This window comes from Hymenobacter sp. J193 (assembly GCF_024700075.1).
Lineage (GTDB): Bacteria > Bacteroidota > Bacteroidia > Cytophagales > Hymenobacteraceae > Hymenobacter.
The window spans coordinates 1958731-1982309 of record NZ_JAJONE010000001.1 but is presented as its reverse complement, the minus strand read 5'-3'; the positions used below and the strand labels follow the sequence as shown (position 1 = coordinate 1982309).

At 56.7% G+C, this 23579-nt stretch carries 20 protein-coding genes; 14 read left to right on the top strand and 6 right to left on the bottom strand.

The window, feature by feature from the left end:
* Positions 1-107: 107 nt before the first annotated feature.
* Complete coding sequence (locus tag LRS06_RS08580; RefSeq protein WP_257871110.1) at positions 108-440, bottom strand: hypothetical protein; 333 nt, start codon at positions 438-440, stop codon at positions 108-110.
* Positions 441-1113: 673 nt separating this feature from the next.
* On the opposite strand from LRS06_RS08580, the gene LRS06_RS08575 reads away from it, so the two are divergent.
* Complete coding sequence (locus LRS06_RS08575; RefSeq protein ID WP_257871109.1) at positions 1114-1614, top strand: hypothetical protein; 501 nt, start codon at positions 1114-1116, stop codon at positions 1612-1614.
* Here the strand turns inward: LRS06_RS08575 and LRS06_RS08570 are convergent.
* The gene (locus tag LRS06_RS08570) at positions 1554-1838 is read right to left on the bottom strand and encodes a YidH family protein (protein WP_257871108.1); all 285 of its coding nucleotides are present in this window, start codon (positions 1836-1838) and stop codon (positions 1554-1556) included. The genes LRS06_RS08575 and LRS06_RS08570 overlap by 61 nt on opposite strands.
* Positions 1839-2077: 239 nt before the next feature.
* On the opposite strand from LRS06_RS08570, the gene htpG reads away from it, so the two are divergent.
* Together htpG and LRS06_RS08560 are read left to right on the top strand one after the other, a co-directional pair.
* Positions 2078-3910: a molecular chaperone HtpG gene (htpG, locus tag LRS06_RS08565; protein WP_257871107.1), complete on the top strand. Its 1833-nt coding sequence runs from the start codon at positions 2078-2080 to the stop codon at positions 3908-3910.
* A gap of 159 nt (positions 3911-4069) precedes the next feature.
* A complete protein-coding gene (locus LRS06_RS08560) occupies positions 4070-5026 on the top strand; it encodes a toxin-antitoxin system YwqK family antitoxin (RefSeq protein ID WP_257871106.1) in 957 nt (318 codons plus the stop codon).
* Between the two features lie 79 nt (positions 5027-5105).
* Here the strand turns inward: LRS06_RS08560 and LRS06_RS08555 are convergent, their stop codons facing one another.
* A complete protein-coding gene (locus LRS06_RS08555; RefSeq protein ID WP_257871105.1) occupies positions 5106-5465 on the bottom strand; it encodes a YraN family protein in 360 nt (119 codons plus the stop codon).
* Between the two features lie 193 nt (positions 5466-5658).
* On the opposite strand from LRS06_RS08555, the gene lipB reads away from it, so the two are divergent.
* From lipB to gldN, 11 genes are all read left to right on the top strand, one after another.
* Positions 5659-6462 carry a lipoyl(octanoyl) transferase LipB gene (gene lipB, locus LRS06_RS08550; RefSeq protein ID WP_257871104.1) on the top strand — a complete coding sequence of 268 codons (804 nt, stop codon included), beginning with the start codon at positions 5659-5661 and terminating at the stop codon, positions 6460-6462.
* A gap of 6 nt (positions 6463-6468) precedes the next feature.
* Entirely contained in the window at positions 6469-6885 is a 417-nt protein-coding gene (locus LRS06_RS08545) for a hypothetical protein (protein WP_257871103.1), read from the top strand.
* A gap of 252 nt (positions 6886-7137) precedes the next feature.
* On the top strand, positions 7138-8010 hold the full coding sequence (locus LRS06_RS08540) for an MraY family glycosyltransferase (RefSeq protein ID WP_257871102.1): 873 nt from the start codon (positions 7138-7140) through the stop codon (positions 8008-8010).
* 19 nt (positions 8011-8029) lie between these two features.
* Complete coding sequence (locus LRS06_RS08535) at positions 8030-9181, top strand: DUF4271 domain-containing protein (RefSeq protein ID WP_257871101.1); 1152 nt, start codon at positions 8030-8032, stop codon at positions 9179-9181.
* Between the two features lie 99 nt (positions 9182-9280).
* Positions 9281-10099: a uroporphyrinogen-III synthase gene (locus LRS06_RS08530; protein WP_257871100.1), complete on the top strand. Its 819-nt coding sequence runs from the start codon at positions 9281-9283 to the stop codon at positions 10097-10099.
* Positions 10100-10230: 131 nt separating this feature from the next.
* On the top strand, positions 10231-11226 hold the full coding sequence (locus LRS06_RS08525; RefSeq protein WP_257871099.1) for a type IX secretion system membrane protein PorP/SprF: 996 nt from the start codon (positions 10231-10233) through the stop codon (positions 11224-11226).
* Positions 11227-11462: 236 nt separating this feature from the next.
* On the top strand, positions 11463-12482 hold the full coding sequence (locus LRS06_RS08520; RefSeq protein ID WP_196954229.1) for an SUMF1/EgtB/PvdO family nonheme iron enzyme: 1020 nt from the start codon (positions 11463-11465) through the stop codon (positions 12480-12482).
* 98 nt (positions 12483-12580) lie between these two features.
* Complete coding sequence (gene gldL, locus LRS06_RS08515; RefSeq protein ID WP_257871098.1) at positions 12581-13348, top strand: gliding motility protein GldL; 768 nt, start codon at positions 12581-12583, stop codon at positions 13346-13348.
* 57 nt (positions 13349-13405) lie between these two features.
* Entirely contained in the window at positions 13406-14983 is a 1578-nt protein-coding gene (gene gldM / locus LRS06_RS08510; RefSeq protein WP_257871097.1) for a gliding motility protein GldM, read from the top strand.
* A 49-nt stretch (positions 14984-15032) separates the two neighbouring features.
* Complete coding sequence (locus LRS06_RS08505; protein ID WP_257871096.1) at positions 15033-15464, top strand: hypothetical protein; 432 nt, start codon at positions 15033-15035, stop codon at positions 15462-15464.
* Between the two features lie 91 nt (positions 15465-15555).
* Entirely contained in the window at positions 15556-15930 is a 375-nt protein-coding gene (gldN, locus tag LRS06_RS08500; protein WP_257871095.1) for a gliding motility protein GldN, read from the top strand.
* Between the two features lie 104 nt (positions 15931-16034).
* Here gldN and uvrC read toward each other — a convergent pair whose 3' ends face one another.
* From uvrC to LRS06_RS08485, 3 genes are all read right to left on the bottom strand, one after another.
* Positions 16035-17846 (bottom strand): excinuclease ABC subunit UvrC, encoded by a 1812-nt coding sequence (gene uvrC / locus LRS06_RS08495; RefSeq protein WP_257871094.1) that lies wholly within the window; start codon positions 17844-17846, stop codon positions 16035-16037.
* 209 nt (positions 17847-18055) lie between these two features.
* A complete protein-coding gene (locus LRS06_RS08490; RefSeq protein ID WP_257871093.1) occupies positions 18056-20392 on the bottom strand; it encodes a penicillin-binding protein 1A in 2337 nt (778 codons plus the stop codon).
* A 75-nt stretch (positions 20393-20467) separates the two neighbouring features.
* On the bottom strand, positions 20468-23413 hold the full coding sequence (locus tag LRS06_RS08485; RefSeq protein ID WP_257871092.1) for a tetratricopeptide repeat protein: 2946 nt from the start codon (positions 23411-23413) through the stop codon (positions 20468-20470).
* Between the last annotated feature and the right edge of the window lie 166 nt (positions 23414-23579).

The window sequence follows — 23579 nt, the reverse complement described above, 5'->3', positions numbered from 1 at the left end:
GGAACCGAGCTGACGGGCAATGGAGCCGCAGGCGAAAGCGCCCGATTGGCCAGTGCGAAGTGGAACGCGGCGGCATATGGCGCGCTCCGGGGCTATACAGTATGGTATTATGCCCGGGCCGGCGGGCCCCGCAGGTACGCGGTAGGTACCGTAGCTGCCCGGCCCACAGAAGCTACAGCCTCCGTAGCAGGCGCTACATATTGGTAAAAGGGTACGGGCAGCTCCAGCGGCGGCGCCAGCTGAAACGGAACGTGGTGAAACTGGTCGACGGGACAGTGCTGGTGCTTGGGGCTGACCAGCTTTTTGCCCGGTTGCGCCGAAGCTGTTTCCTCCGTGGTGTGTTCGTGCGCGTGCAGCTGCAGCACCCACGCCTCCGGCAGCAGCACCCGCAAAAAGCAGAGCAGCAGCCAGCCAGCCAGCAGGGAACGACGCAACGCCATAGCAGGAAAATCAGCGGAGCCGAAACAGAAGCCCGGTGCAAGATACTGGTTTCCGAAGCACAACACCCGCCGCTACGCCTGGTAGTAGTAACGAATTTTCAGGTATTCACTTTGATAACGAATTGACAACCAGTGAAAAATATTGCCTTAATGTTCGCGCTTCACCTTTGTGCATCCTCTCATCACAAAGCATCTTCTCAATGAAACACTTGGCTTTCCGTTTCCTGCTTGCCCTCACGAATACGCTGCGGACCCCTGGCCGCGCTACGGCTCAGCATCCACTCTTTATTTAGGTTTAGGCAGGCAATTCAGGCATGGTTCGGGGGAGTCGGTCGAGGCTGAGGTGTGAATGCCTGCGGGGGCCAAGCGGTATACATGCCCGTGAAATCAAGCAGTTTCACGAACGGTGTAGAGACGCCTACTTGCGTCTCGTCGTTGAACAATAGGCGACGCAGACCACAAGACGCGAGTACGCGTCTCTACACGCCAGATATATCATTCAAGAAACCGCTATAAAGCAAATCAACGTAGCCTTGGAGTGCGTTAAATGACGTTTAGGATCTATGTATAATAAAATATAAACATTCAATAGGTAAGCAATAAAAACGGGTAAGTATATGGCTTAGTGTGGTTATTGTGCTTTTTTTGTAGCCAAGCCAATAGACTGCCTCCTGTGATATGTTATATTGAGAATTGTGTTCGGGTGCACTACAATGCCGAAGCGCAGCTGCTCCACTACGGGTGGTGCGGGGATACCATTACGACCGATGGATTGCGCCCGGCGCTGGAGGCCATTGCCGTGCTGGCTCAACAGCTCCGGATCCGGCAGTGCCTGCTCGATATAAGCACGCTGCCGGCTATCAGCATCGAAGACCAGTTCTGGCTGCTGCATACGTGGCTGCCCAAAGTGTGCGTGCCCACGGTAGAGTGCGTGGCCCTGATTGTGGGGAGCCGCCAGTATAATCTGATGGTGATTGAAAATATCCTGCAGGCTGGCCGCCGTTTTATTCACTTCGAGGTGCAGCTTTTTTTCGAGCTGGAAGCGGCCTTCGACTGGCTGGTGGGTGGCCGGGAAGAAGCCGCTCAGCGCCTGCTGGACGAGTGGCACAGGCCTCAGTCGGTGTACGACGACGTGGAGGCTCTGCTCGTTAATGCGCTGCCTTTGTGCCGGTAGCGGCGCCAGCCCAGCAGCACTACGGCCAGGCCGGCCGGAACCAGCGCCACTCCGGCCCACACAAAGAGGTTCTGCCGGAAAAACTGAATAAGCGAGAAACCGGCAATAACCAGGGCCATACCCGTACGCACATACGCCAGCAGCGTCCGCTCGTTGGCCATCTGGGTTCGTTCCAGGGCCAGCAAGTCGCGCAGTTCACGAATTCGGGTGGAAGAGCCAGCCATGCTGATTTAGTAGACGATAGCCTGTAATGTTGACGGATGATGCCGGTATGTACGCAACGGAAATTGCTTCGGTTGGCGTGAGCAGTAGGGAGTGAGGGCCCGGAGTTGCTGTCAATCTGGCAGCGTAAAGCCCGACTGGAATGGGTTTTGACTAGCGGCGCTACGGCCGCCAGCGGGGTAACCGCCGGGCGGCGCAGAGTTTTGTGTTTTTACCTCCGTCTAGTTTTTACCAACCCGCCATGCAAGAGAAAGGCAGCATCTCGATTCATACCGAGAACATCTTTCCTATCATCAAGAAATTCCTATACTCCGACCACGAAATCTTCCTGCGCGAGCTGGTAAGCAATGCCGTGGACGCCACCCAAAAGCTGAAAAGCCTGGGCCAGCTGGGCGAGTTCAAAGGGGAGCTGGGCGACCTGAAGGTGAAGGTGAGCGTAGACAAGGAAGCCCGTACCATCACCATTTCCGACCGCGGCCTGGGCATGACGGCCGAGGAAATCAAGAAGTACATCAACCAGATTGCCTTCTCCGGGGCTACCGAGTTTGTGGAGAAGTACAAGGAAAAGGATGCGGCTGCCAAAGACCAGATTATCGGTCAGTTTGGCTTGGGCTTCTATTCCGCCTTTATGGTAGCCCGCGAAGTTGAAATCTTCTCGAAGAGCTACAAGGAAGAAACCGAAGGAGCCCATTGGGTATGCGACGGCAGCACCGAGTTCAGCCTGGAAACCACCGAGAAGGCCGACCGCGGCACCGACGTGGTACTGCACGTGGCCGAAGATTCCGACGAGTTTCTGGAAGCTGCGCGTCTGAAAGGTATTCTGAACAAGTACTGCAAGTTCCTGCCCATCGAAATCGAGTTCGAGGGTGAAGTCATCAACCAGACGGCCCCCATCTGGACCAAGCAGCCCTCGGAGCTGACGGATGAAGACTACACCAAGTTCTATCAGGAGCTGTACCCGTTCTCGGAGCCGCCGCTGTTCTGGATTCACCTCAACGTCGATTATCCCTTCAACCTGACGGGCATTCTGTACTTCCCGAAGGTGAAGGACGAGCTGCAGTTCCAGCGTAACAAAATCCAGCTCTACTCGCGCCAGGTGTTCATTACCGACGAGGTGAAGGACGTGGTGCCCGAGTTCCTGATGCTGCTGCACGGCGTGATTGACTCGCCGGATATTCCGCTGAACGTGTCGCGTAGCTTCCTGCAGGCCGACGCGGCGGTGCGCAAAATCAACACCTACATCACCAAGAAAGTAGCCGACAAGCTGTCCGAGCTTTACCGCAAGGACCGCACGGGCTACGAGCAAAAATGGTCCGACATCGGGCTGTTCGTGAAGTACGGCATGCTGTCGGATGAGAAGTTCTACGACAAGGCCAAGGACTTTGCGCTGGTGCAGAACGTGGGGGGCAAGTTCTTCACCCTGCCCGAGTACCAGGAGTTTGTGCAGGCCAACCAGAAAGACAAGAGCGAGCAGACTGTAGTGCTCTACACCACTGATGCCGAAGCCCAGCACGGCTTCGTGCAGGCCGCCCAGGACCGCGGCTACGATGTGCTGAAGCTCGACGGCCCGCTCGATTCGCACTTCATTGGCCAGCTGGAGCAGAAACTGGAGAAAACGACCTTCAAGCGCGTGGATGCCGACACTATCGGCAAGCTCATCGAGAAGGAGGAAAGCACTGAGAGCGTACTCAGCGACGACGACAAAACCAAGCTGCAGGAGCTCTATAAGGCGGCCATCAGCAACGAGCAGATGCATGTGCAGGTAGAGGCGCTGTCGCCCCAGGACGCGCCGGTTATCATCACCCTGCCCGAGTTTATGCGCCGCATGAAGGATATGCAGCGCGCCGGTGGCGGAGGTGGTATGCAGATGTTCGGCTCGCTGCCCGACTCCTACACCGTGAGCGTGAATGCCAACCACCCCATTTCCCAGCGTGTGCTGAACGCCGAGGGCGAAGCCGGCAGCAAGCTGGCCCGCCAGGCCTACGACCTTGCGCTTCTGGCCCAGGGCATGCTGAAAGGCGAAGCCCTCACCGCCTTTGTGAAGCGTAGCGCCGATTTGCTGGCCGCGGAGTAGCGGTAAGAAAGTGAAATGGTGAGCTGGAGGTTCCGCTGGCGCAGTTTGCGCGGGTAGAACCTCCAGCTCACCATTTCACTTTCTCACCATTTCATCGCAGGGCACTATATGTCGGTATATTTACGTTTTATCGTCCGCTAGCTACTTCACTTTTCGCCGATGCGCCTGTTTCGTTTGCTGTACGTAGGGTTGGGGCTGATGCTGGGCCTGGGAGCCTGCTCGCCTCAGCTGGTATCGTTCAATAGTAAACCGGAAGCCTCTGCCATCCAGAACCGTCTGTCCGACACGCTCACTACCGCCCGCGACACGGTGGGCTCACCTTCCCTGGTGGCCAAGCGCGTGACCCTGACCAAGGAGCAGGAGAAGCAGGCCAAGGAAAGCGAAAAAACGGCCCAGCGGAAAACCAAAAAGAAAAAGAAGAACATCTTCCTCGGAGAGCGAATCAAGCGCGGCTACACGAAGTCGGGGCCAAAGGGCAAAAACCAGGTGATTGAGGTTTTTTATTACCTGAAAACCTTCCAGCAGCCCAACGCCTACGCCCCGGCCCGCTACTACTTCAACCCCCGCAAAAAGAAGATTTTCAAAGCCACCACCGAGCTTGATCCGGCCGTTGATAAAGTGCTGCACGGTCCTTACAAGAAGATGCAGGGCGGCAAAGTGGTAGAAACGGGCTACTACGCCGTGGGCACACGCCACCTGCGCTGGGAGCGGTTCAACAAGGACAACATCCTGCTCAGCAAAGTCCACTACGAAATGGGCTTCCCACGCGACGCCGCCATTACCTACTATGATGGGGAGCAGAAGTTGATTAAGGAGGTCATTCCATACCTGAACGGCAAGCTGGAAGGTGACTACGTGCGCTACCTCGACAACGGGCAGCGCGACTGGGACGGGCAGTTTGAGAACGGCAAGAAAGTAGGGGAGTGGACGAAGTACTGGGGCTTCCGCAACCGCCGCCACTACGTGTACCAGTACGGTGAAACCGGCTATGACCCCGAGGTAGCCACGCCTGAGCTGATAAAGGAATACAACCGCAACGCCGTGCTGATCTTCGAGAAAGATAAGCTCGACAACCGCGGCAAGCCCGACAACTCCCGCCCCGGCGCCCGGAATTAGGGCGTCAGTAGCTTTCTGCTTTAAAGGCTGAATGGCTGCCCGTCATGCATCAGTTGCGGCAGGACCATAACTTGTTCATTCAATAAAATGCATCCTCGAAGTGCTCGATGTGGAAACCATGCGCGGTGCGGGTAAGGGCCAGGATGTCGAACCGGATGTCGCTGGGCCAGTTGAGCTCCTCCTGTACTTGCTCGGCCGCCAGCCGAAACAGCTGCTGCTTGCGCGCCGTGACGAAGGTTTCGGGGTAGCCGTATTGCGTGCCGGAGCGGGCTTTTACCTCCACAAACACTAGCAGCTCCTGCCCGCGCTGCACAATCAGGTCTACCTCGGCGCGGCGGTAGCGGTAGCCCCGGTGCACCACCGTATAGCCCTGCTGCTGCAGAAAATCGGCGGCTGCTTCCTCGCCGGCCGCCCCGAGTTGGTGAGCCGCGTTGCTCATGCCGGCAAGCGCGTAAGCCAGGAATCCATAGCGTGCAAAACAGATTGGAGCTAAATCTAGTACCTTTGCGGAGAATTTAGCCCCGGCGGAACAAGCCCGGCCGTTGCCAAAGTGTCTGATCAGCCGTTGTTTCGGCTGGTGGCCTTACCCGCGTCCGTCTTGCCTGCTGAAGGGCCCGCCCTACGCTCCCCGCATGAATTCTCTGCTTTCTACCTGCGTAACAACCCCTCCGGCAGCCGCCCCCGAGGCCCCCGTTGCGGCGGGGATCCGGCAGCCCGGGCAAAACAGGGTGGTGCAGGTAGAGCGGTTGGGCACAGTAGCGTACCAAACTGCCTGGGATTACCAGGAAGAGCTGTTGGCGGCTACGCTGGCCCTGAAAACCCGCAACCGCGCGGCCGCTGAAGCCGGCGATTCTCCGGTGCTCACGCCCAACCATCTGCTGCTGTGCCAGCACCCGCCGGTATATACGCTGGGCAAAAGCGGCAAGCCCGAGCACCTGTTGCTGGATGAAAATGCCCTGACAGCGCACGGGGCCACCTTCCACCGCATCAACCGCGGCGGCGACATTACCTTTCATGGCCCCGGCCAGCTGGTGGGCTACCCCATCCTGGACCTCGACAACTTCTTCACCGACATTCACCGCTACCTGCGTGTGCTGGAGGAAGCTGTCATCCGTACGCTGGCCGAGTATGGCCTGTCAGCCGGGCGCATTGCGGGCCTTACCGGGGTGTGGCTTGATTTCGAGGAAGGTGCCCCCAACCCGCGCAAAATCTGCGCAATGGGCGTGAAGTGCAGCCGCTGGGTAACCATGCACGGCTTTGCCCTCAACGTCAATACCGACCTCACGTACTTCGGCTACATCGTGCCCTGCGGCATCACCGACAAGGCCGTAACGTCTATGCAGCGCGAGTTGGGCCGCGAAATATCCGTAACGGAAGTAGAAAACCGCCTGCTCCCGCATCTGGCCACGTTGCTGAATGCCGAATATGCTGTTTGATTTGCTATGAAAGAGGACATTCAGTTTGACCCGGTAGAAGGTGTAGCCATGGCTGTGGTACCCGATGAAGCGGCTGCTACCGAGGATGGGCAGCCCGGCTGGCTGGTGTATCTGCTCAACTACAACGACTTCCCGCTACAAAACGTCATTGTGAACTCCAACGGCTACGGAACCCAGCCCAACGGCGAGGCCGTGCGCACCTCCACATTGCGCCACGTGTTGCTGGAAGTGCCCGCCCACAGCGCCGCACCCATCGAGCCCATCGACCCCGGGCTGTTTCACCTCAACAACCAGTATTGGGTGAGTTACTACCGCGGTACGCAGATCTTCGATAAGAAATACATCTTCGTACCCGACTCCATTGTGCCAGCCAACCTCATCCATATAGCCCTGCTCAACCAGGAAGGTATTCTGCACCACTAAAAGAAAGAACAAGACAGTACATCCTCTATTGCTGTCATTGGCGTAAATGCTTCTCTTTGAGCTCTGATTTATGAATCCACTCGGTATTTCTCTGGGCCTCTCTTTTCTCTGGGCGTTTTTGGTGGCATTGTTCGCGGTGCCGTCCATCATTTATATCGCCCACCTGAAGAATATGCTCGATACCCCCAACGTGCGCACTGTGCACGAGTCCCTGACGCCGCGCCTGGGGGAGTGGCCGTGTTTGCCGGGTTTATGTCGGCGCTTACCATCTTCGCCAACCTCGAACATGGGGTGCAGCAGCTGCTGGCTGGCTGTATCATCCTGTTTTTTGTGGGCCTCAAGGATGACCTGGTCAGCATTTCGGTTTCCAAAAAATTTGTGGGCCAGCTGCTTGCTACCGGTGTGGTCATGATTATGGCCGACATCCGCCTGACCAGCTTCCAGGGTATTCTGGGCATTCATGAGCTGCCCATCGGCATCAGCTACGCCTTCACTTTCTTCGTGATTGTGGGCATCACCAACGCCATCAACCTCATTGATGGTCTCGACGGACTGGCAGGTAGTATTGTGCTCATCATCGTCAGCACGTTCGGGTATTACTTCTACCGCTACGGTGGTGCCACCTACGGGAACTATGCTTTCGTGTCTATCTGCGTGATTGGGGGTATGCTGGGCTTTCTGCGCTACAACTTCCACCGGGCCACCATTTTCATGGGTGACACTGGCTCCTTGGTCTGCGGCTTTATCGTGTCGTTTCTCACCATTCAGTTCATTGAGATGCGTCAGCCGTTTCCCACTTCGGCGCCATCAGTGGCCGTGGGCGTGCTGTTCGTGCCGCTGTTTGATACCATCCGCGTGTTTATTGTGCGCATGATGGCGGGCCGCTCGCCTTTCTCCCCCGATAAAAACCACATTCACCACCGCATCTTGGCCATGGGCTTCCAGCAGATCAGCACCGTTATGCTGCTTGCCCTGCTGAACTTAGTGGTTATTCTGTTCGTCATCAACTTTGCCTACTTGGGCAATACCTGGCTGATTGGTGGACTGGTAGTTTTTTCGCTGGGGTTGAGCATATTTCTGGGCGTGTACCAGAGCAGAAGTGCCCGGCAGCGGGTGGCTTCCTAAGCTGATTCCTCTTTTCCGTATGAACTGGCGGCAACTCGCACTGCTGGTAGGCTGGCTTCTGCTGGCAGCAATGCCGGGACGTGCGGCCGAATACCGCCCATTGCCGCCCCCGCCCCCCGTCGGCCTCTCAGCCGACTGGCTGATTTACAAGCCGGGCCAGAACCGGCTGACGCTGTATTTGGCGGGCTACCATCAACCCAGCCGCGCCTATTATCAATGGGTTAGCCTGCAGCCCGGTCAGCCCACGGTTATTTCTTTTACCGCGCTTCAGAACCTTAGCCTTTTTCTCGACAACCAGCTTGTTTTCACTGCACCCGAGGCGGGTTCCTATACGCTGGATCTGGCGCGCTTTGTCCCCGCTACGGGCCTCACAGCGAAGCACCTGCTGTGCGTCTGGCATCCTACTACGCCGCCCGCCTACGCGTCGTTTGTGGATGTGGAACCCGTGCCTGTAGCTCGGAGCAAGCACGCGGTGGCCCCCTTACTGCCGCAGGAGCGAGTGCTGGGCTACCACAATGCCTACGTGTGCTTTCTGCTGTTGCTGGGGCTGCTCTACGGGGGCGTGCGCGTTACGTACCGGCCGGGCTTTAGTCGGATTTATGAGCTCCGAAGCTTTCTGAACAATTCCGCCGACCAGGATTTTCTGATCAAGCCTACTGCTACCTGGCTCAACTTGCTGCTGTTGGTAGTATTCTCCCTGTCGTTTGCCCTGCTACTGGTGGCTGTGCATACCAGCCTGCAGAACGTCCTCATTTTGCGCCAACTGTTCAATGTGCCGGAGTCGGCCATTGTGTTGCGGGTGTTGCTATATACTGGGTTGGTACTGGCATTCGTGCTGTTGAAATACCCATACATTTCCTTCATGGGCTACATTTTCGACGTGCTGCCGTTGGTTACGGTGCAGTACCGCGAGTTTGTGCGCACCATTCTGCTGATCGGGCTGGCTCTTCCCTTCGTTGTCATCATCTACCTCACCCTTAATACGGCCGCGCCGGCTGTGGTTCTGTGGCTTTCCAATGGGGTGATTACCTTTCTGTTAGTGGCCACAGTAGTCCGCATTGCCCTCACCCTGCATCGTAAGTCGTCGGTACTGAATCTACATTTGTTTTCGTACCTTTGCGCCACGGAAGTTATACCCCTCGTTATTCTACTAAAGCTGATTGTTTTCTAGCATTTAAACTGCTTTCCCGTCTTTCCGGCAAGGTGCCACCCAGACTTTTCGCTTCTTTCTCATTCTCCTTATTGCCTAGTTTTACCTTTTTTTCTTACCATGGCCGACAGCAAAGAGCAACCGGGAACTGGCCGCCACGCGAAGCGCATCGCGAGCATACTGGTCACCCAGCCCAAGCCGACAGGAGACGTATCACCCTATTTTGCCATTGCGGAGAAATACGGCATTAAAGTAGATTTTCGGGAATTCATCCAGGTTGATCCGGTTCCCTATAAGGATTTTCGTAAAGAGAAAGTCAATATTCAGGAGCATACGGCCGTTATCTTCACCAGCCGCAATGCCGTCGACCATTTCTTCCGCATCTGTCAGGAGGCAAAGATTGAGATGCCGGCGGAAATGAAATACTTCTGTATTTCGGAGCAGACGGCCAATTACCTGCAGAAGTACATTGTACTGCGCAAGCGTAAGCTCTTCGTGGGTCAGCGCACGGCTGCCGATTTGTTTGATGTCATCAAGAAGCACAAGGGCGAGAAATTCCTGTATCCGTGCTCGGATATCCGCAAGGATGATATTCCGGAGTTCATGCGGGCCAATGGCTTCAAATTCACCGAAGCCGTTATCTACCGCACCGTCGCCAGCGACCTGTCGGACCTCTCGGATGTGAAGTATGACTGCATTGCTTTCTTCAGCCCGTCGGGTATCAGCTCCCTGTTTATCAACTTTCCCGACTTCACGCAGAATGGAACGCGCATCGCGGCGTTTGGCCCCACCACGGCCAAAGCCGTCATTGATGCCGGCCTGGAGCTTGACATCCAGGCACCGCACCCAAATGCGCCTTCCATGACCGGGGCTATAGAGCAGTATATCCTGCTGCACAGCGGTGCCCAGGCAAATGCAAAAGCCAAGGCAAATAAATAGACTAACTATCCGCGTTTTCCGTTGAAGAGTGGGCCAGCTGCCCTGAGCCAGTGTAATGACCTTTTTCGTTACATTTGGTAGAGCAGCCCTGTCCCACTTTTCACGTAATACGGTCCTATTCGAACACAACTATGAGGGTTCCAGTACTGATTGGTACATTGGCCTGTCTGGCAACTGGCTCGGCGCTGGCTCAGCAGCAGCCCCAGTTTACGCACTATGGCTTTAATGGTATATACCTGAACCCTGCCTACGCGGGCGTGAAAGGATATGGGGAAATTACTACTATAGGCCGCTACCAATATTTGGGATATCAGGCTACTTTGCCGGAAGATGCGGGTGGCTCCCCACAAACCTATCTGTTGTCGGCCTCAGTGCCCGTAAAGTTCCTGCATGGCGGGCTAGGAGCAGTTTTATATCGTGACCGTATTGCGGAAACCAAAATAACCACGGCTAACGTTTCTTACGCCTACCATATAACCATAGGGGAAGGAAAGCTGGGAATCGGTGTCCAGGGAATCTACACCCATCTTGGAAAAGGCACATACCGGCCTGCCGAAGAGGGAGACCCGGCTGTGCCCAATGAAAGCGCCGATAGAAAGTTTGATCTGGGTACCGGGGTGTGGTACGAGTCTGAAAAGCTCTATGCCGGGCTAAGCGTAAACAACCTGCTTCGGTCGAAGTACCAGTTCCAGAATGTTGATGGCAATACGGCCTCGTCCGTAACGGGCGAGAACCATGCATATCTCACGCTGGGATATAATATTGAAGCTACACCTTCCGTTGTGGTAACACCCAGTGCTTTAGTGAAGATGGTATTGCCGGGTAAAGTAGGGGATGGGGGCAAGTTTTCGCAAAAAAGTACTTCGTTCGAACTAGGCGGGCGTGCTACGCTTGACGACAAGTATTGGGCAGGGCTTGGATATCGTTTTCAGGAGTCGTTCCAGGGAATGCTGGGAGCGAGTTTCACTAAAGACAATGCTCTGCGAGTGGGGTACGCTTTTGATTTTATTGCATTTAATCAAGAAGCGCGTGCGTTTAGCTCACATGAGATTATGCTCTCTTACCGCCTGCCACGCCCTGTCAGTATCTCTCGCCCGGCCATTCGCACTCCACGTTACAGTTTCTAGGCTTCAAGCGTGATTCGGCCTTTTCTGCCGTTGAATGAAGGTAAAACAAGCAGTCGGTTTAAGTTTTCGAAGAACCTTGACCCCCTTCATTTTAACCCGTATAAACCGGTATTCGCGGCTAGCTACGTGAAGTTGAACGAAATACTTGCGTACAAGAGTTGAACACATTAAATTTGCCTGCTGCAAAAATTGTAATCTTTGGGTATCGCGCCTCACAAGTCTTTCGCTTCCGGACTATGAACAAGCTTTTCTTATTTCCTCTCGTTGCTGCTTCGGCCCTGTTGTTGGGAAGCTGTGGTTTTGGCAAAGGGCCGCAGGGTGACCTGATTGGCTCCGAAGACCGCCCGGAATTCAACCCGCAGGAAGTGCCTTTTGGCATGGTGCCCTGCCCCGGCGGCACGTTCCACATGGGTCAGACTGACCAGGATATTTCGGCCTCCATGGTAAACATGAACAAGCAGGTAACCATTGCCGGCTTCTACATGGATGAGACGGAAATCACCAACAATGAGTACCGTCAGTTCATGGACGCCATCCGGCAGGACTCGATTGACGTGCTCGGCGAAGAATACGTGATGACGGAACTGTACCCCGACTCCACTGTTTGGGTGCGTGACTTCACGTATCACATGGGCGACCCGCTGATGGAGTACTACTACACGCACCCTGCTTTCGACGATTACCCGGTGGTGGGCGTCGACTGGTTTGCGGCCAAGTATTTCTGCAACTGGCGCACCAAAAACAAAAACGCTTCGAACGAAGAACTGGGCCTGGCTCCCACGCCTAACTTCCGCCTGCCCTCCGAGGCTGAGTGGGAGTACGCCGCCCGTGGCGGCCGCGACCTGGCTACGTATCCCTGGGGTGGCCCATACCTGCGCAACCAGAACGGCTGTATGCTAGCTAACTTCAAGCCCGGCCGTGGCGACTATGCCTCGGATGGTGCTGCTTATACTTCCGCAGTAGGCTCGTACTTCCCGAATGATTTCGGCCTCTATGATATGTCGGGTAACGTGTCCGAATGGTGCGACGACGCCTACATGGAAGCCTCGGTACCCGTGGTGTGGGACTTGAACCCAACCAACCCCGATGACAACGAACCCCGCAAAGTAGTACGCGGCGGCTCTTGGAAAGACATTGCTTACTTCCTCGAAACCGGTACACGTAACTTCGAATATCAGGATTCGGCCCGTTCGTACATTGGCTTCCGGACGGCAATGATTCAGATTGGTATGGGTACCAACACCTCTTTGAACTAAGTCCGCTTTACTCTCTTAGTGTTTTCAACAACTCCAATTTCACCAACAACACAAGTACAATGGCACAAAAAGGCGGCAGTTTCCTGTATGACGTATTAATGCCGAAGATCTACGGTCTGGGTGCAGCAGTAGTAATCGTAGGCGCATTGTTTAAAATTCAGCACTGGGATTACGCTGACGTAATGCTCATCGTGGGTTTGGGCACGGAAGCCCTCATCTTTGCCCTTAGCGCTTTCCAGCCCCAGCATAAAGACCCCGACTGGTCGCTGGTATACCCGGAGTTGAGCGAAGGCTATGACCCCTCTACCGGCAACGCTAGCTTTGCGGCGGAATCGAACAGCAAAGGCCTGACCCGCAAGCTGGACGATATGCTGAAAGACGCCAACGTAACGCCCGAAGCTATTTCCTCGCTGGGTGCCGGCCTGAACCGCTTGAGCACTACCACGCAGCAGCTTTCTTCGCTGGGTGAGGCTACCAACGTAACGGACGAATACACGGCTAAAGTGCGCACCGCTGCTCAGTCGCTGGAGCGCATCAACGTGGCTTACTCGAATACGGTAGATGCTATTTCGGCTATGTCGAATGCTACCTCGGATGCCAAGGAGTATCACCTGCAGGTGCAGAACGTAACCAAGAACCTGGGCGCGCTGAATGCGGTGTACGAAATGGAACTGCAGGATGCCAACACGCACCTCAAGTCCATGAACAAGTTCTACGGTACGCTGAGCCAGGCTATGGAGAACCTGACCGAAGCCGGCAAAGAAACCGAGCAGTTCAAGCAGGAAGTAACGAGCCTGACGTCCAACCTGACCTCGCTCAACCGCGTGTACGGCAACATGCTGAACGCCATGCGGGCTACCAGCTAAGCCGGAAGGCTAGCAGGAGGTTAGTGTCAGTTTCACAGATAAGAATAGAAAGAAACGATGGCGGGTGCTAAAGAGACACCGCGGCAGAAGATGATAGGCATGATGTACCTGGTACTGACTGCCCTTCTGGCGCTACAAGTAAACTCTGCGATTCTGCTCAAATTCAAGTTTTTGGATGATAGCCTGATCGGAGTAAACGATAAAACTACGCAAGCTAACCAGGGTGCCGTGAAAGGCATCGAGGCAGCAGTAGCCAAAAACCGCAATCAGGCCCGTGACCTTGCCATCCTGAAGCAAGGGCAGGAAGTGCGCGACCGGACGGCTAAAATGGTAGCATATCTGCGTGATATCCGGGAGAAGCTGCTGGCAGCTACTCAGGAGAAAGGCAAAGCTGAGATGAACATGAGTGGCGAAGATAAAGTCGCCATGACGATGCTGGGTGGCAAGAAAGATGGCGCGGCTTATCCCCTGAAAACTGTGCTGAATGACTACTCTACCTACATCAAGCAGTTCGTGCCAACTGCCGGCCCGCTTGCTCTGGATGCAAAAGACGACAAAGCGGTAACGGAAAAAGACCAGAAAAATAAGGACTTCGCCGAGCTCAACTTCGAGAATACACCAGTAGTAGCCGCTTTGGCGGTTCTTTCCCAAAAGGAAACCGAAGTGCTGAAGTATGAGGCCGACGCTCTGAGCCAGCTGGGTCAGAAAGTAGGTGCACAAACTATCGTTTTCGATAAAGTTGGGGCTTTTGCCAGCGCTGAGTCAAACACGGTAGCTGCCGGTACCAAGTACAAAGCAGAGTTGTTCCTGACGGCTTCGGCTTCGTCTTTGCGCCCAAGTATGACGTTGAATGGTTCGCCTCTGCAGGTTAGCCCTGATGGAAAAGGCAAGGTAGAATTCACGGCTCGCCCCGGCAACTTCGATGCTTCTGGTAGCGCTAAAGCCTCTTGGAAAGGCACCATCCGTTTCAACCAGAATGGCCGTGATACGACCTTCAACGTAACGGTACCTTATACCGTCACCAAACCCGTGATGCAGATCCAGTCGGCTTCGGTGCAGGCGCTGTACTTTAAGTGCGGCAACAAGCTGAATGTATCGGTTCCTGCTTTGGGTGCCCAGTATAAGCCTGGTTTCTCTGCTTCGGGTGCTTCAGTAATTCCCGGCTCGAAAACGGGTGACGTGACCCTGGTACCTAACGCCCGTGAGGTAACGCTCAGCGTAAGCAGCGGTGGCAATGCCATTGGTTCGCAGACGTTCCAGGTACGCCCCATTCCTAAGCCCGACATCAAGTGTTTTGTAGGCGGCCGTGAAGCCAACGAAAAACAAGGAACGCCCATTGTAGCCGTTCGGAACATGAATATGCGCGCAGTGCCGGATGCCGGCTTTGCTACGTTCCTGCCCGAAGATGCCCGGTACCGGGTATCCCGCTACGAAGTGACGCTGGTGCGTGGTCGTCGTCCGGCCATGGGCACGCGTACCATCAGTGGTCCTGACGCCAACCTGACGGACGTAGTAAACGCCGCTCAGTCGGGTGACCGTCTCTACATTGAAGTAAAAGAAGTACAGCGCAAAAACTTCCAGGATAACACTGAGAATGTTAATGTTGCCAAGAGCTTCAATATTCCCTTGCTGTAAGCGTTGTTAGCATTGTCTTTGTACTAACAGCTTTTTCACTTACTCCGGTATGAACAAATTCCTTTCCTTCGCCGCTCTGGCGGCCAGCCTGACGCTGTCGGTAGCAGCATCGGCTCAGGAACAAGCCACTACCGCGAGCAGCAACGGCTCGTACCGCCCGATTCCTAACTCGGACATTATGTTCCGGAAGACGATCTGGCGTATGATTGACCTGCGCGAAAAGCAAAACAAGCCGATGTTCTCATCGGGGCGGGAAATAAGCCAGGTTATTCTGGATGCGGTTCGGCGTGGTGAGCTGCAGGCATACAAGGATGATTCGCTGGCCCGCACGCTGACCCGTGAGGAAGCTGGCTGCCAACAGTTCCTACACCGATCAGACCAGCGTTTCATTGAGCGACGAAGAGCGCGCTGCCGGCCTGGATGCTGGCGACAGCTGGGACACTCCGGCGCCTGCTGCCCGCAACAGCCGCAACGGGCGTAACGCCCGGGCTGCAACGCCTCCCAAGCCGGTTGTTCCCCCAAGCAACGCTTACCGGGCAAAAGACCTGTATCAGATCGAACTGAAGGAGGATATGATTTTTGACAAGAAACGGTCAAGAATGTATCATGACATCAAAACGCTGACGCTGTTCGTGCCCGCTGGTGCTCCCGGCAATGAGAAGCCTTATGACGTTGCCATCGGTACCTTCAAGTACAGCGACCTGGTGCGCATGTTCCGCAACAATCCGGACAAAGCCATCTGGTTTAACCCGCAAAACGATGCCCAGCACAAAAACCTGGCTGACGCATTTGAGCTCTGGCTGTTTAACTCCTACATCGTGAAGGTATCCAACCCCAACAACGCGCGTCTTTCCGACGTGTATGGTGGGGAGCGGGAAGGCATTCTGGCCTCGCAGCAAGCTGCTACCGACCTCATCGAGTACGAGTACAACCTGTGGTCCTTTTAATAGCAGACTAATTATAGTTGGCTATACCACTAAAAAGCCCCGGACAGCTGTCCGGGGCTTTTTGTTTTAAGTCATATCCCAAGCTGACAAAGCAGCTGTAACGGTCAAGCCGTAGCGTCAGGCTGACTGAAGTAATCAAGCAGAATGCGGGCTTTGGCTTTGCCTACTTCGGTTATCAGCTCAGCTTCTGACAGCTCCTTGATTTTCTTCACTGACTTGAATTTGGTGAGCAGCTTATCAGCCGTAACGGGCCCGAGGCCTTTGACGTCGGTAAGCTCGGTTTTGAGCGTGGCGGCGTCGCGGCGGGAGCGGTGGAAGGTGATGCCGAACCGGTGGGCTTCGTCGCGCATCCGCTGAATCAGGCGTAGCGTTTCGCTTTTCTTGTCGATATAGAGCGGCAGCGGGTCGTTCGGGACGTAGATTTCCTCCAGCCGCTTGGCAATGCCGATGATAGGAATCTGGCCCCACAGGCCCAGGTCTTTTAGGGCTTTGACGCCCATACTCAGTTGCCCTTTGCCACCGTCTACAATCACCAATTGCGGCAGACTAGTCCCTTCATCGAGCAAGCGACGGTAGCGGCGCGTCACTATTTCGTACATCGAGTCGAAGTCGTTGGGGCCTACCACAGTTTTGATATGGAAGTGGCGGTAGTCCTTTTTGCTGGGCTTGGCGTTGCGGAAACACACCATAGCTGCCACCGGATTATCGCCCTGGAAGTTGGAGTTGTCGAAGCATTCGATGTGCTTGGGAAGCTCGGTAAGGCGCAAATCCTTCTTCATGGTTTCCATGATGCGCACCTCGTTCAGATCCTTGCTTCGGTCGTTCATGCTTTCCTTTTCCTTACGCAGGTAGAGCACGTTCTTGATGCTCAACTCCATGAGCTTGCGCTTGTCGCCAATCTGGGGCTGTGCGATGCTGACGCCGGGCAGGGGCAGGCTGGGAATCGGCACGTTGGTCAGGATTTCCTTTGACTCGCTTTCAAACTCCTCACGCATCTGCATAATCAGCGAGGCCAGGATTTCCCCATCGGGCTCGTCCAGCTTCTTCTGCACTTCGAGCGACTGGGTGAGGATAATGCTGCCATTCATCACCTTGAGGTAGTTGATAAACGCCGACTTCTCATTGGCCGCAATGCTGAAAACGTCGATGTTGGACAAGGCCGGATTGACAATAGTGCTTTTCGACTGAAACTCGTCGAGCCGGTCGAGCTTCTGCTTGAACTGGTGGGCCAGCTCATACTGCTGCTCCTGGGCGGCCAGCGTCATCTTCTCGCGGAAGTACTGCTTGGGCAGGCGCAGGTCGCCGTTCAGGATTTGCTTGATCTGCTGGATGTACTGGTTGTAGGTTTCCTCGTCCTGAAGTCCTTCGCAGGGGCCCTTACAGTTGCCCAGGTGGTACTCCAAGCACACCTTGAACTTGCCGGCTTCAATGTTCTGCGGCGACAGGTTGTAGGTGCAGGTGCGCAGCGGATATAGGGCCCGGATCAGCTCCAGCAGCAGGTTCATGCCCGTCACGTTGGCATAAGGCCCGTAGTAGCGGCCCTGGCCGGGTACCTTGTTACGGGTCGGAATCAGGCGCGGAAACCGCTCGTTGGTAAGCAGCAGGTACGGATACGTCTTGCCATCCTTGAGCAGGATGTTGTACTTGGGCTGATGCTGCTTGATGAGGTTGTTTTCGAGCAGAAAGGCATCCGACTCGGAGTCCACGATGGTAAACTCGATGCGGCGGATGTTCTTCACCAGTTGCTGGGTTTTCTTGTTGTGGTCCTGCTTGGTGAAGTAGCTGCTCACCCGCTTGCGCAGGTCAATGGCCTTGCCCACGTAGATAATCGTGTCCTCCTCACCGAAGTACTTGTAGACGCCGGGGCGGTGAGGAAGCTGGCGGATTTGGTCTTGCAGCTCAGGGTTGGCAGCCATAGAAACACAAATTTGGCAATGGTACGACAAGCTTTCGGGAGGAATCAGCCACCGTACGCAGTAGGTAAAAAGGGTACGTAACCCAGTAAGGGGCAGGTTCAGAACCGGCCGTAATTCCGGAATGCTACAACAAAAAGCGAGGCCGGGAAGTCCCGGCCTCGCAAAGGCAATTTGCCAAAATCCGCTGAAATCAGCGCGGGTCTGTGGTCCTAGATGTCTTCGTCGTCCAGGTCTCCGAGGTCTACCTGGTTGAGTTTCTGCTCGTAGGGAATCGTGTCGCGCTGGCCGCCGTAGTAGCGGGAGCAGTCGATTTCGATGCTGAGCGGCTGCTGAGGTATCGGGAAGTCCTTGGTGCTGATGCCGATTTCCTTGTTGTTCTTGTACACCTGCTTCATGAAGATGCCATAGATAGGCAGCGCCAGGCGGGAACCCTGCCCGTAGGCCCCCGTGCGGAAGTGAATGCTTCGGTCTTCGCCGCCCACCCACATACCACATACCAGGTCGGGGGTGAGGCCCATGAACCAGGCGTCGGAGTAGTTGGACGTAGTGCCGGTTTTAGCCGCTATCTGGTACGGGAAGTTGAAGCCGCCGCGCAGGATAATGGACGTGCCGCCTTTCTCCTCCACCGCGCCCCGCATCATGTAGGTCATCAGGTAAGCCGTTTCCTCGCTGAGCGCCTCCTTGGTCTGGGGCACGAATTCGCGCAGCACGTTGCCGTTCTTGTCCTCAATGCGCATCACCATCATCGGGGCCGTCCACACGCCGTGGTTGGCAAACGTGCCGTAGGCGCCGGTCAGCTCGTAGATGCTCACATCAGAGGAGCCGAAGCCTACGGCTGGTACGGCTTCGATGGGGGAGGTGATACCGAGGCGCTTGGCGTAGGCTACCACGGTTTCGGGCCCCAGCTTTTGCACCAGCCAGGCCGTGATGGAGTTCATGGAGCGGGCCAGCGCCTGCCGCATCGTGAAGGTGCGGCCCGAGAAGCTGCCCTCAAAGTTGCGGGGCGTGTAAGGCGGCCGGCCGGCCACGGCCGGAAACGTGGTAGCTACGTCGGGGCGCTGGTAGCACGGGGAGTAGCCCTGGTCAATGGCGGCGGTGTACACGAAGGGCTTGAACGTGGAGCCGGGCTGGCGCTTACCCTGCTTTACGTGGTCGTACTTGAAGTACTTGTAGTTGGTGCCGCCTACCCAGGCCTTGATTTGCCCGTTGAGCGGGTTCATAGCCATAAAGCCCGCGTGCAGGAAGCGCTTGTAGTACGCCAGCGAATCGAGCGGCGACATGGTCACTTCCTTTTCGCCCTGCCAGGTAAACACCTTCATCTTGTACTTCTTGTTGAGGTAGTACTTGATGGAATCGGGCTGGCCTTCGTAACGGATGGCCAGGGACTTGTACCGTTCGGTGCGCTTGATGGCCGTGTTCAGGAAGCCGGGAATGACTTTGCCGTTCTCGTCGCGCCAGGGGAGCTGGCCTTTCCAGTGCGTGTCAAACCACCGCTGCTGCAGCTTCATGTGGTCGGCAATGGCAGTTTCGGCGTACTTCTGCATCCGCGAGTCAATCGTGGTGTAGATTTTCAGGCCGTCGGCGTACAGGTCGTGGTCGGTTTCCCGGGCCCAGTCGCGCAGCATCTTGCTTACCTCCACCCGGAAGTAGGGCGCAATGCCTTCGTTCTGATTTTCCACGTTGTAGCGCAGCACAATCGGCTTCACGGTGTCGGCCTGCAGGGCCTGGGCATCCATGTAGCCATACTTGTGCATCTGGCGGAGCACCCAGTTGCGGCGCATCTTGCTGCGCTGCGGGTTGAACTTGGGGCTGAAGCGGCTGGGCGCGTTCAGCACGCCCACCAGGGTGGCTGCCTCGGGGCGCGTCAGCTCCTTGGGCTTCTTGCCGAAAAACGTTTTGGCCGCTGTGCTGATGCCGAAAGCGTTGGAGCCATAGTCCGTCACATTCAGGTACATGCGCATGATTTCGCGCTTGGTGTAGCTGCGTTCCAGCCGGATGGCCAGAATCCACTCCTTGGTTTTGGTGATGAGCATCCGCACGCCCGGCACGTCGTTCAGGCCCCCGTCGCTCAGGTCCTCGCGGGTGTGGAACAGCACTTTGGCCAGCTGCTGGGTGAGCGTAGAGCCGCCACCACCACTGCCGCCCGTAAGCAGGCCCGCCGCTACCCGGCCGGTGGCCTTGGGGTCGATGCCGGAGTGCTCCTCAAAGCGGGCGTCCTCGGTGGCAATCAGCGCATCCACTAGGTGCTGGGGCAGGTCTTCGTACTCCACCGGGGTGCGGTTCTCGCGAAAGTACTTGCCCATCAGTACATTGTCGGAAGAATATACCTCCGAGGCCAGTTCGCTCTTAGGGTTTTCAAGCGTTTTCAGGTTGGGCATCCGCCCAAACAAATTCAGGAAGTTGGCGCTGACGGCCCAGATGTAAAACAGAAACGCCAGCAGGCCAATACCGAACAGCGTCCACAGCGTACGAATAAAGGCCGCGAAACGCCCGGAGCGGGCCGGCTTGCGCAAGCCCGACGGTTTTCGGGCAGCAGAATATGCCATTGGATAAAGAAGTAAGTCAACCAGCGCAACTGGCCGGAAAGCCGGCTCAGCGAATGAGGTAGCGCGCCCGCAAAGTTACGGACGATATGCTTGCTGGTAGAACTGCTCGTATTCGGCCACGTTCTGGCGTTGGAGCAGCACCGGCAGGTTCTCAATACCTACAACCAGGGTTTGGTAACCCACACCCCGCAGCCGGCCCAGCGGACTCTGCGGGCCGCGCAGCTTCAGGGCATAGCTCTGCGCTACTTTGGCCCCGGCCAACGACTGCACCACCACCGCCACCAGCGAGTCGCCGAGGGGTTGCTGCTGCACCTGCAGGTTGCTGGCCCGGAAGTAGCGGCCGTGGTAGGTGGCCAGCTGAGCGGGCAGCGTCGCCAGCAGGGGGGCGTCTTTGGCTACTACCAGCACCACCGCGTGGTTGGCGCTCAGATTGGTGGCGTAGGGCGCGGCCGGAGCAGCAGGAGCCAGATCGGGGCCGCCGGGTGTGGCGGTAGCGGGGGCCGGTACGGTAGGAGCGGGCTCGGCCGGCGTGGCTACTGTGGGCGAGGCAGCGGCCGGATTTTTATCCGGAGCCGGAGCAGGCGTCGTTTGGGCAGCAGCAGCCGGCGCGGTAGATGCTGCAGCCGGGGCCGCGGGCTTGGGTACCACTACCGGCGACTCATTGGCACCGTAAAAAATGCGCATGCGGTTGTCTACCTCGCCGGGGCGGAAGTACGATACGCGGGGCTTTTCGGTGGAGGCCAGGGCCCCGGGCAGGCTGCCTTGCTCGTACCGGTCGAAGGTGGCCAGCAAGGTTTGGGCGTCGGTATTCAGGGCGCTGTTGGGGTAGTCCTTGACGAACTTCGCCACTTGCGCCTTGGTGGTAGCCGGTGACTGGGTGCGTAAGGCCAGCAGCACGCCCAGGTAAGCTATTCGGTCGTTGTAGTCACTTTCGGGATAAAGCTTGCGGGTGCGCTCCAGCACCTTGGCCGTTTTCTTGAACTCCTGCTTTTTATACAAGGCAAACGCCGAATCCAGCTGCACGCTCACGCCCGCGTTGGCCACCGACATGCGCCGCAGAAACTCGGGGTCGGCCACCAGCCGGGCATAGGAGGAAGTGGGGTACTCCTGCCGCAGGCGCTGGGCGTACTGCTCGGCCTTGGCATCACCGGCGGCTTGGTACTGCAGAAACAGGCTGTAGTACACTTCCGGCGTGTGCTTGCCGCCCGGGAAGCGCGCCAACAGCTTTTCGTAGGTTTCGGCGGCGCGGGCAGGCTCCCGCAGCTGCTGTCCGTAGATGCCGCCCAACGAAAATAGTGCTTCTTCCGTCAGTTGGTTGGATGCCTCCAGCTGCTCGGAGCTCAGCGGAATGCTCTGCCGGTACTGGGCTACCAGCGTGGCAACCTGCTGGGCTGGGCTGAGGGCTGCCGCGGCGGCGCTTTCGGCATTTACCTGAGTAGCGTCGTTACCGGCCAGCGAAACCGGGACGTTACCCCCGCGGGCCGCTGCCGGAGAGGCGCTGGCTACGCTGGTTACGCGCCAGTTGTCCTGCAACGGCCGGTCGCCCCAGCGGCGCACAAACTCCGAGCGCGCCGTGCTGAGCGAGGTTGGGTTGTCGAAGTACCATTGGGCGCCCGTATTGGAGTTGGCGAAAGCAAACGGGTCGATGTCGGGGTTGCCGGAGCGTACGTTGCTTATGCCGGTGCCCGTCTGGCGCCGGTCGTCCCGCTCGCGCTGGGCAGCCAGGCGCTTTTCCTCGGCGGCTTTGGCGGCCAGCTCGGCCTCAGCGTAGGCCGTAAGGCGCACCCGAAGCGCGGCCGTATCCAACCGGGCCAGGGCCTGTAGGCTGTCCTGCGTTTCCACAATAGTCAGCTGCTTGGCGAAGTCCTGCAGAATGGTGCTCCGCTCCGCTATGGCCGCGTACTGTGGCGACTCGCGCGACAGGTTCTGCACCGTGCTATCGTAGTAGGCAGCGGCGGCGCGGTATTTCTGCAGGTTTTCGTAGTTGATGCGGCCGGCCAGTAAATAGGTGTACGACTTCTGGGCCTGGTTGCCGCCCCCGACGCGGGCCGATTTTTCCAGCAGCTTCAGGGCCTCGGGGTAGCGCTGCTGGCGGTATTCCAGCCGGGCCATTTCGTAGTAGATCTTGTCGCCGTACTCCTTGTTTTTGGTATCCTTCAGGAGCTTGGCAAAATACTTATCCAGCCGGGCGCGGTCATTTTGATTAAGGTCCGATACCTGGCCCAGCATCAGCTTGCTGTAAAAGTCCAGCTCGTAGGGAGGGTTGCGCTTCAGAATCTGATTGAGCTGGGCGTAGGCCTTCTTATCGTCGCCCTGCTCCTGGTAAAGCTGGGCTAGCACGTAGCGCGTGCGCGACTGTTCATTTTTGGGCGTGATGTAGGGCAGTGCCTTCTCCAGGTTCTCAATAGCCAGCATAGGGTTGTCGGTCCGCAGGTGGTACTCGGCGCGGGTCATGAACAGGGCGCGGGCGTTTCGCTCGGTGCCCTGTTCCTTGTCCAGAATATCGGAGACGGCCGAGGCGCTTTCGTACTCTTTCAGCACCAGAAACGTGCGCATCAGCCAGATCAGGGCTTCGTGGCGGGCGTGCGGGTCTTTGCTAGTGGTGTTAACATACTTGAAGGTCTTCACGGCGTCTTCCAGCTCACGCTTGTAGTAGCGCGCCTTGCCCACCAAGATGTAGCTGTCGTCGGTCCAGTCGGAGCCGGGGTGATATTGAATAGGAATCGAAGTCTTCTTGATAATGTCCTCCATATCCCCGGCCAGCTTCACGGCCGTCAGCGAGTCGATGGTAGGGAAGAGGGGCAGCACGCGGTTGTAGTCGTTGAGGCGGCCTTTGTCGAGGTCGGCCTCAACGGTGCGCATCTTTTCCCGCGCCAGGAAGTAGGCATTGTCGCGGGCCACAACGTTCTGGTAAGCACGGCCAACAGGGCCCCGCTCGGAGGCGCAACCAGCCAGGCCAGCGGCCAGCACCAACGCCACCAGCGGCCAGAAAAGAAGACGGGAAAGCAGAGTTCGGGTCAAAACAGCAGAATAATCGGATGCCGAAGCAATAAAGCAGTAACGGGCCAAACGACCGGATTTGTTCAGTCGTCTACCTGCTCCGGGCTACAACGTCGCACATTGGGTAAAAGTACGCTTTTTCCCGACCCACTTTGGATGAAACCGGCAGGCATGCCTCCGCCGCCCA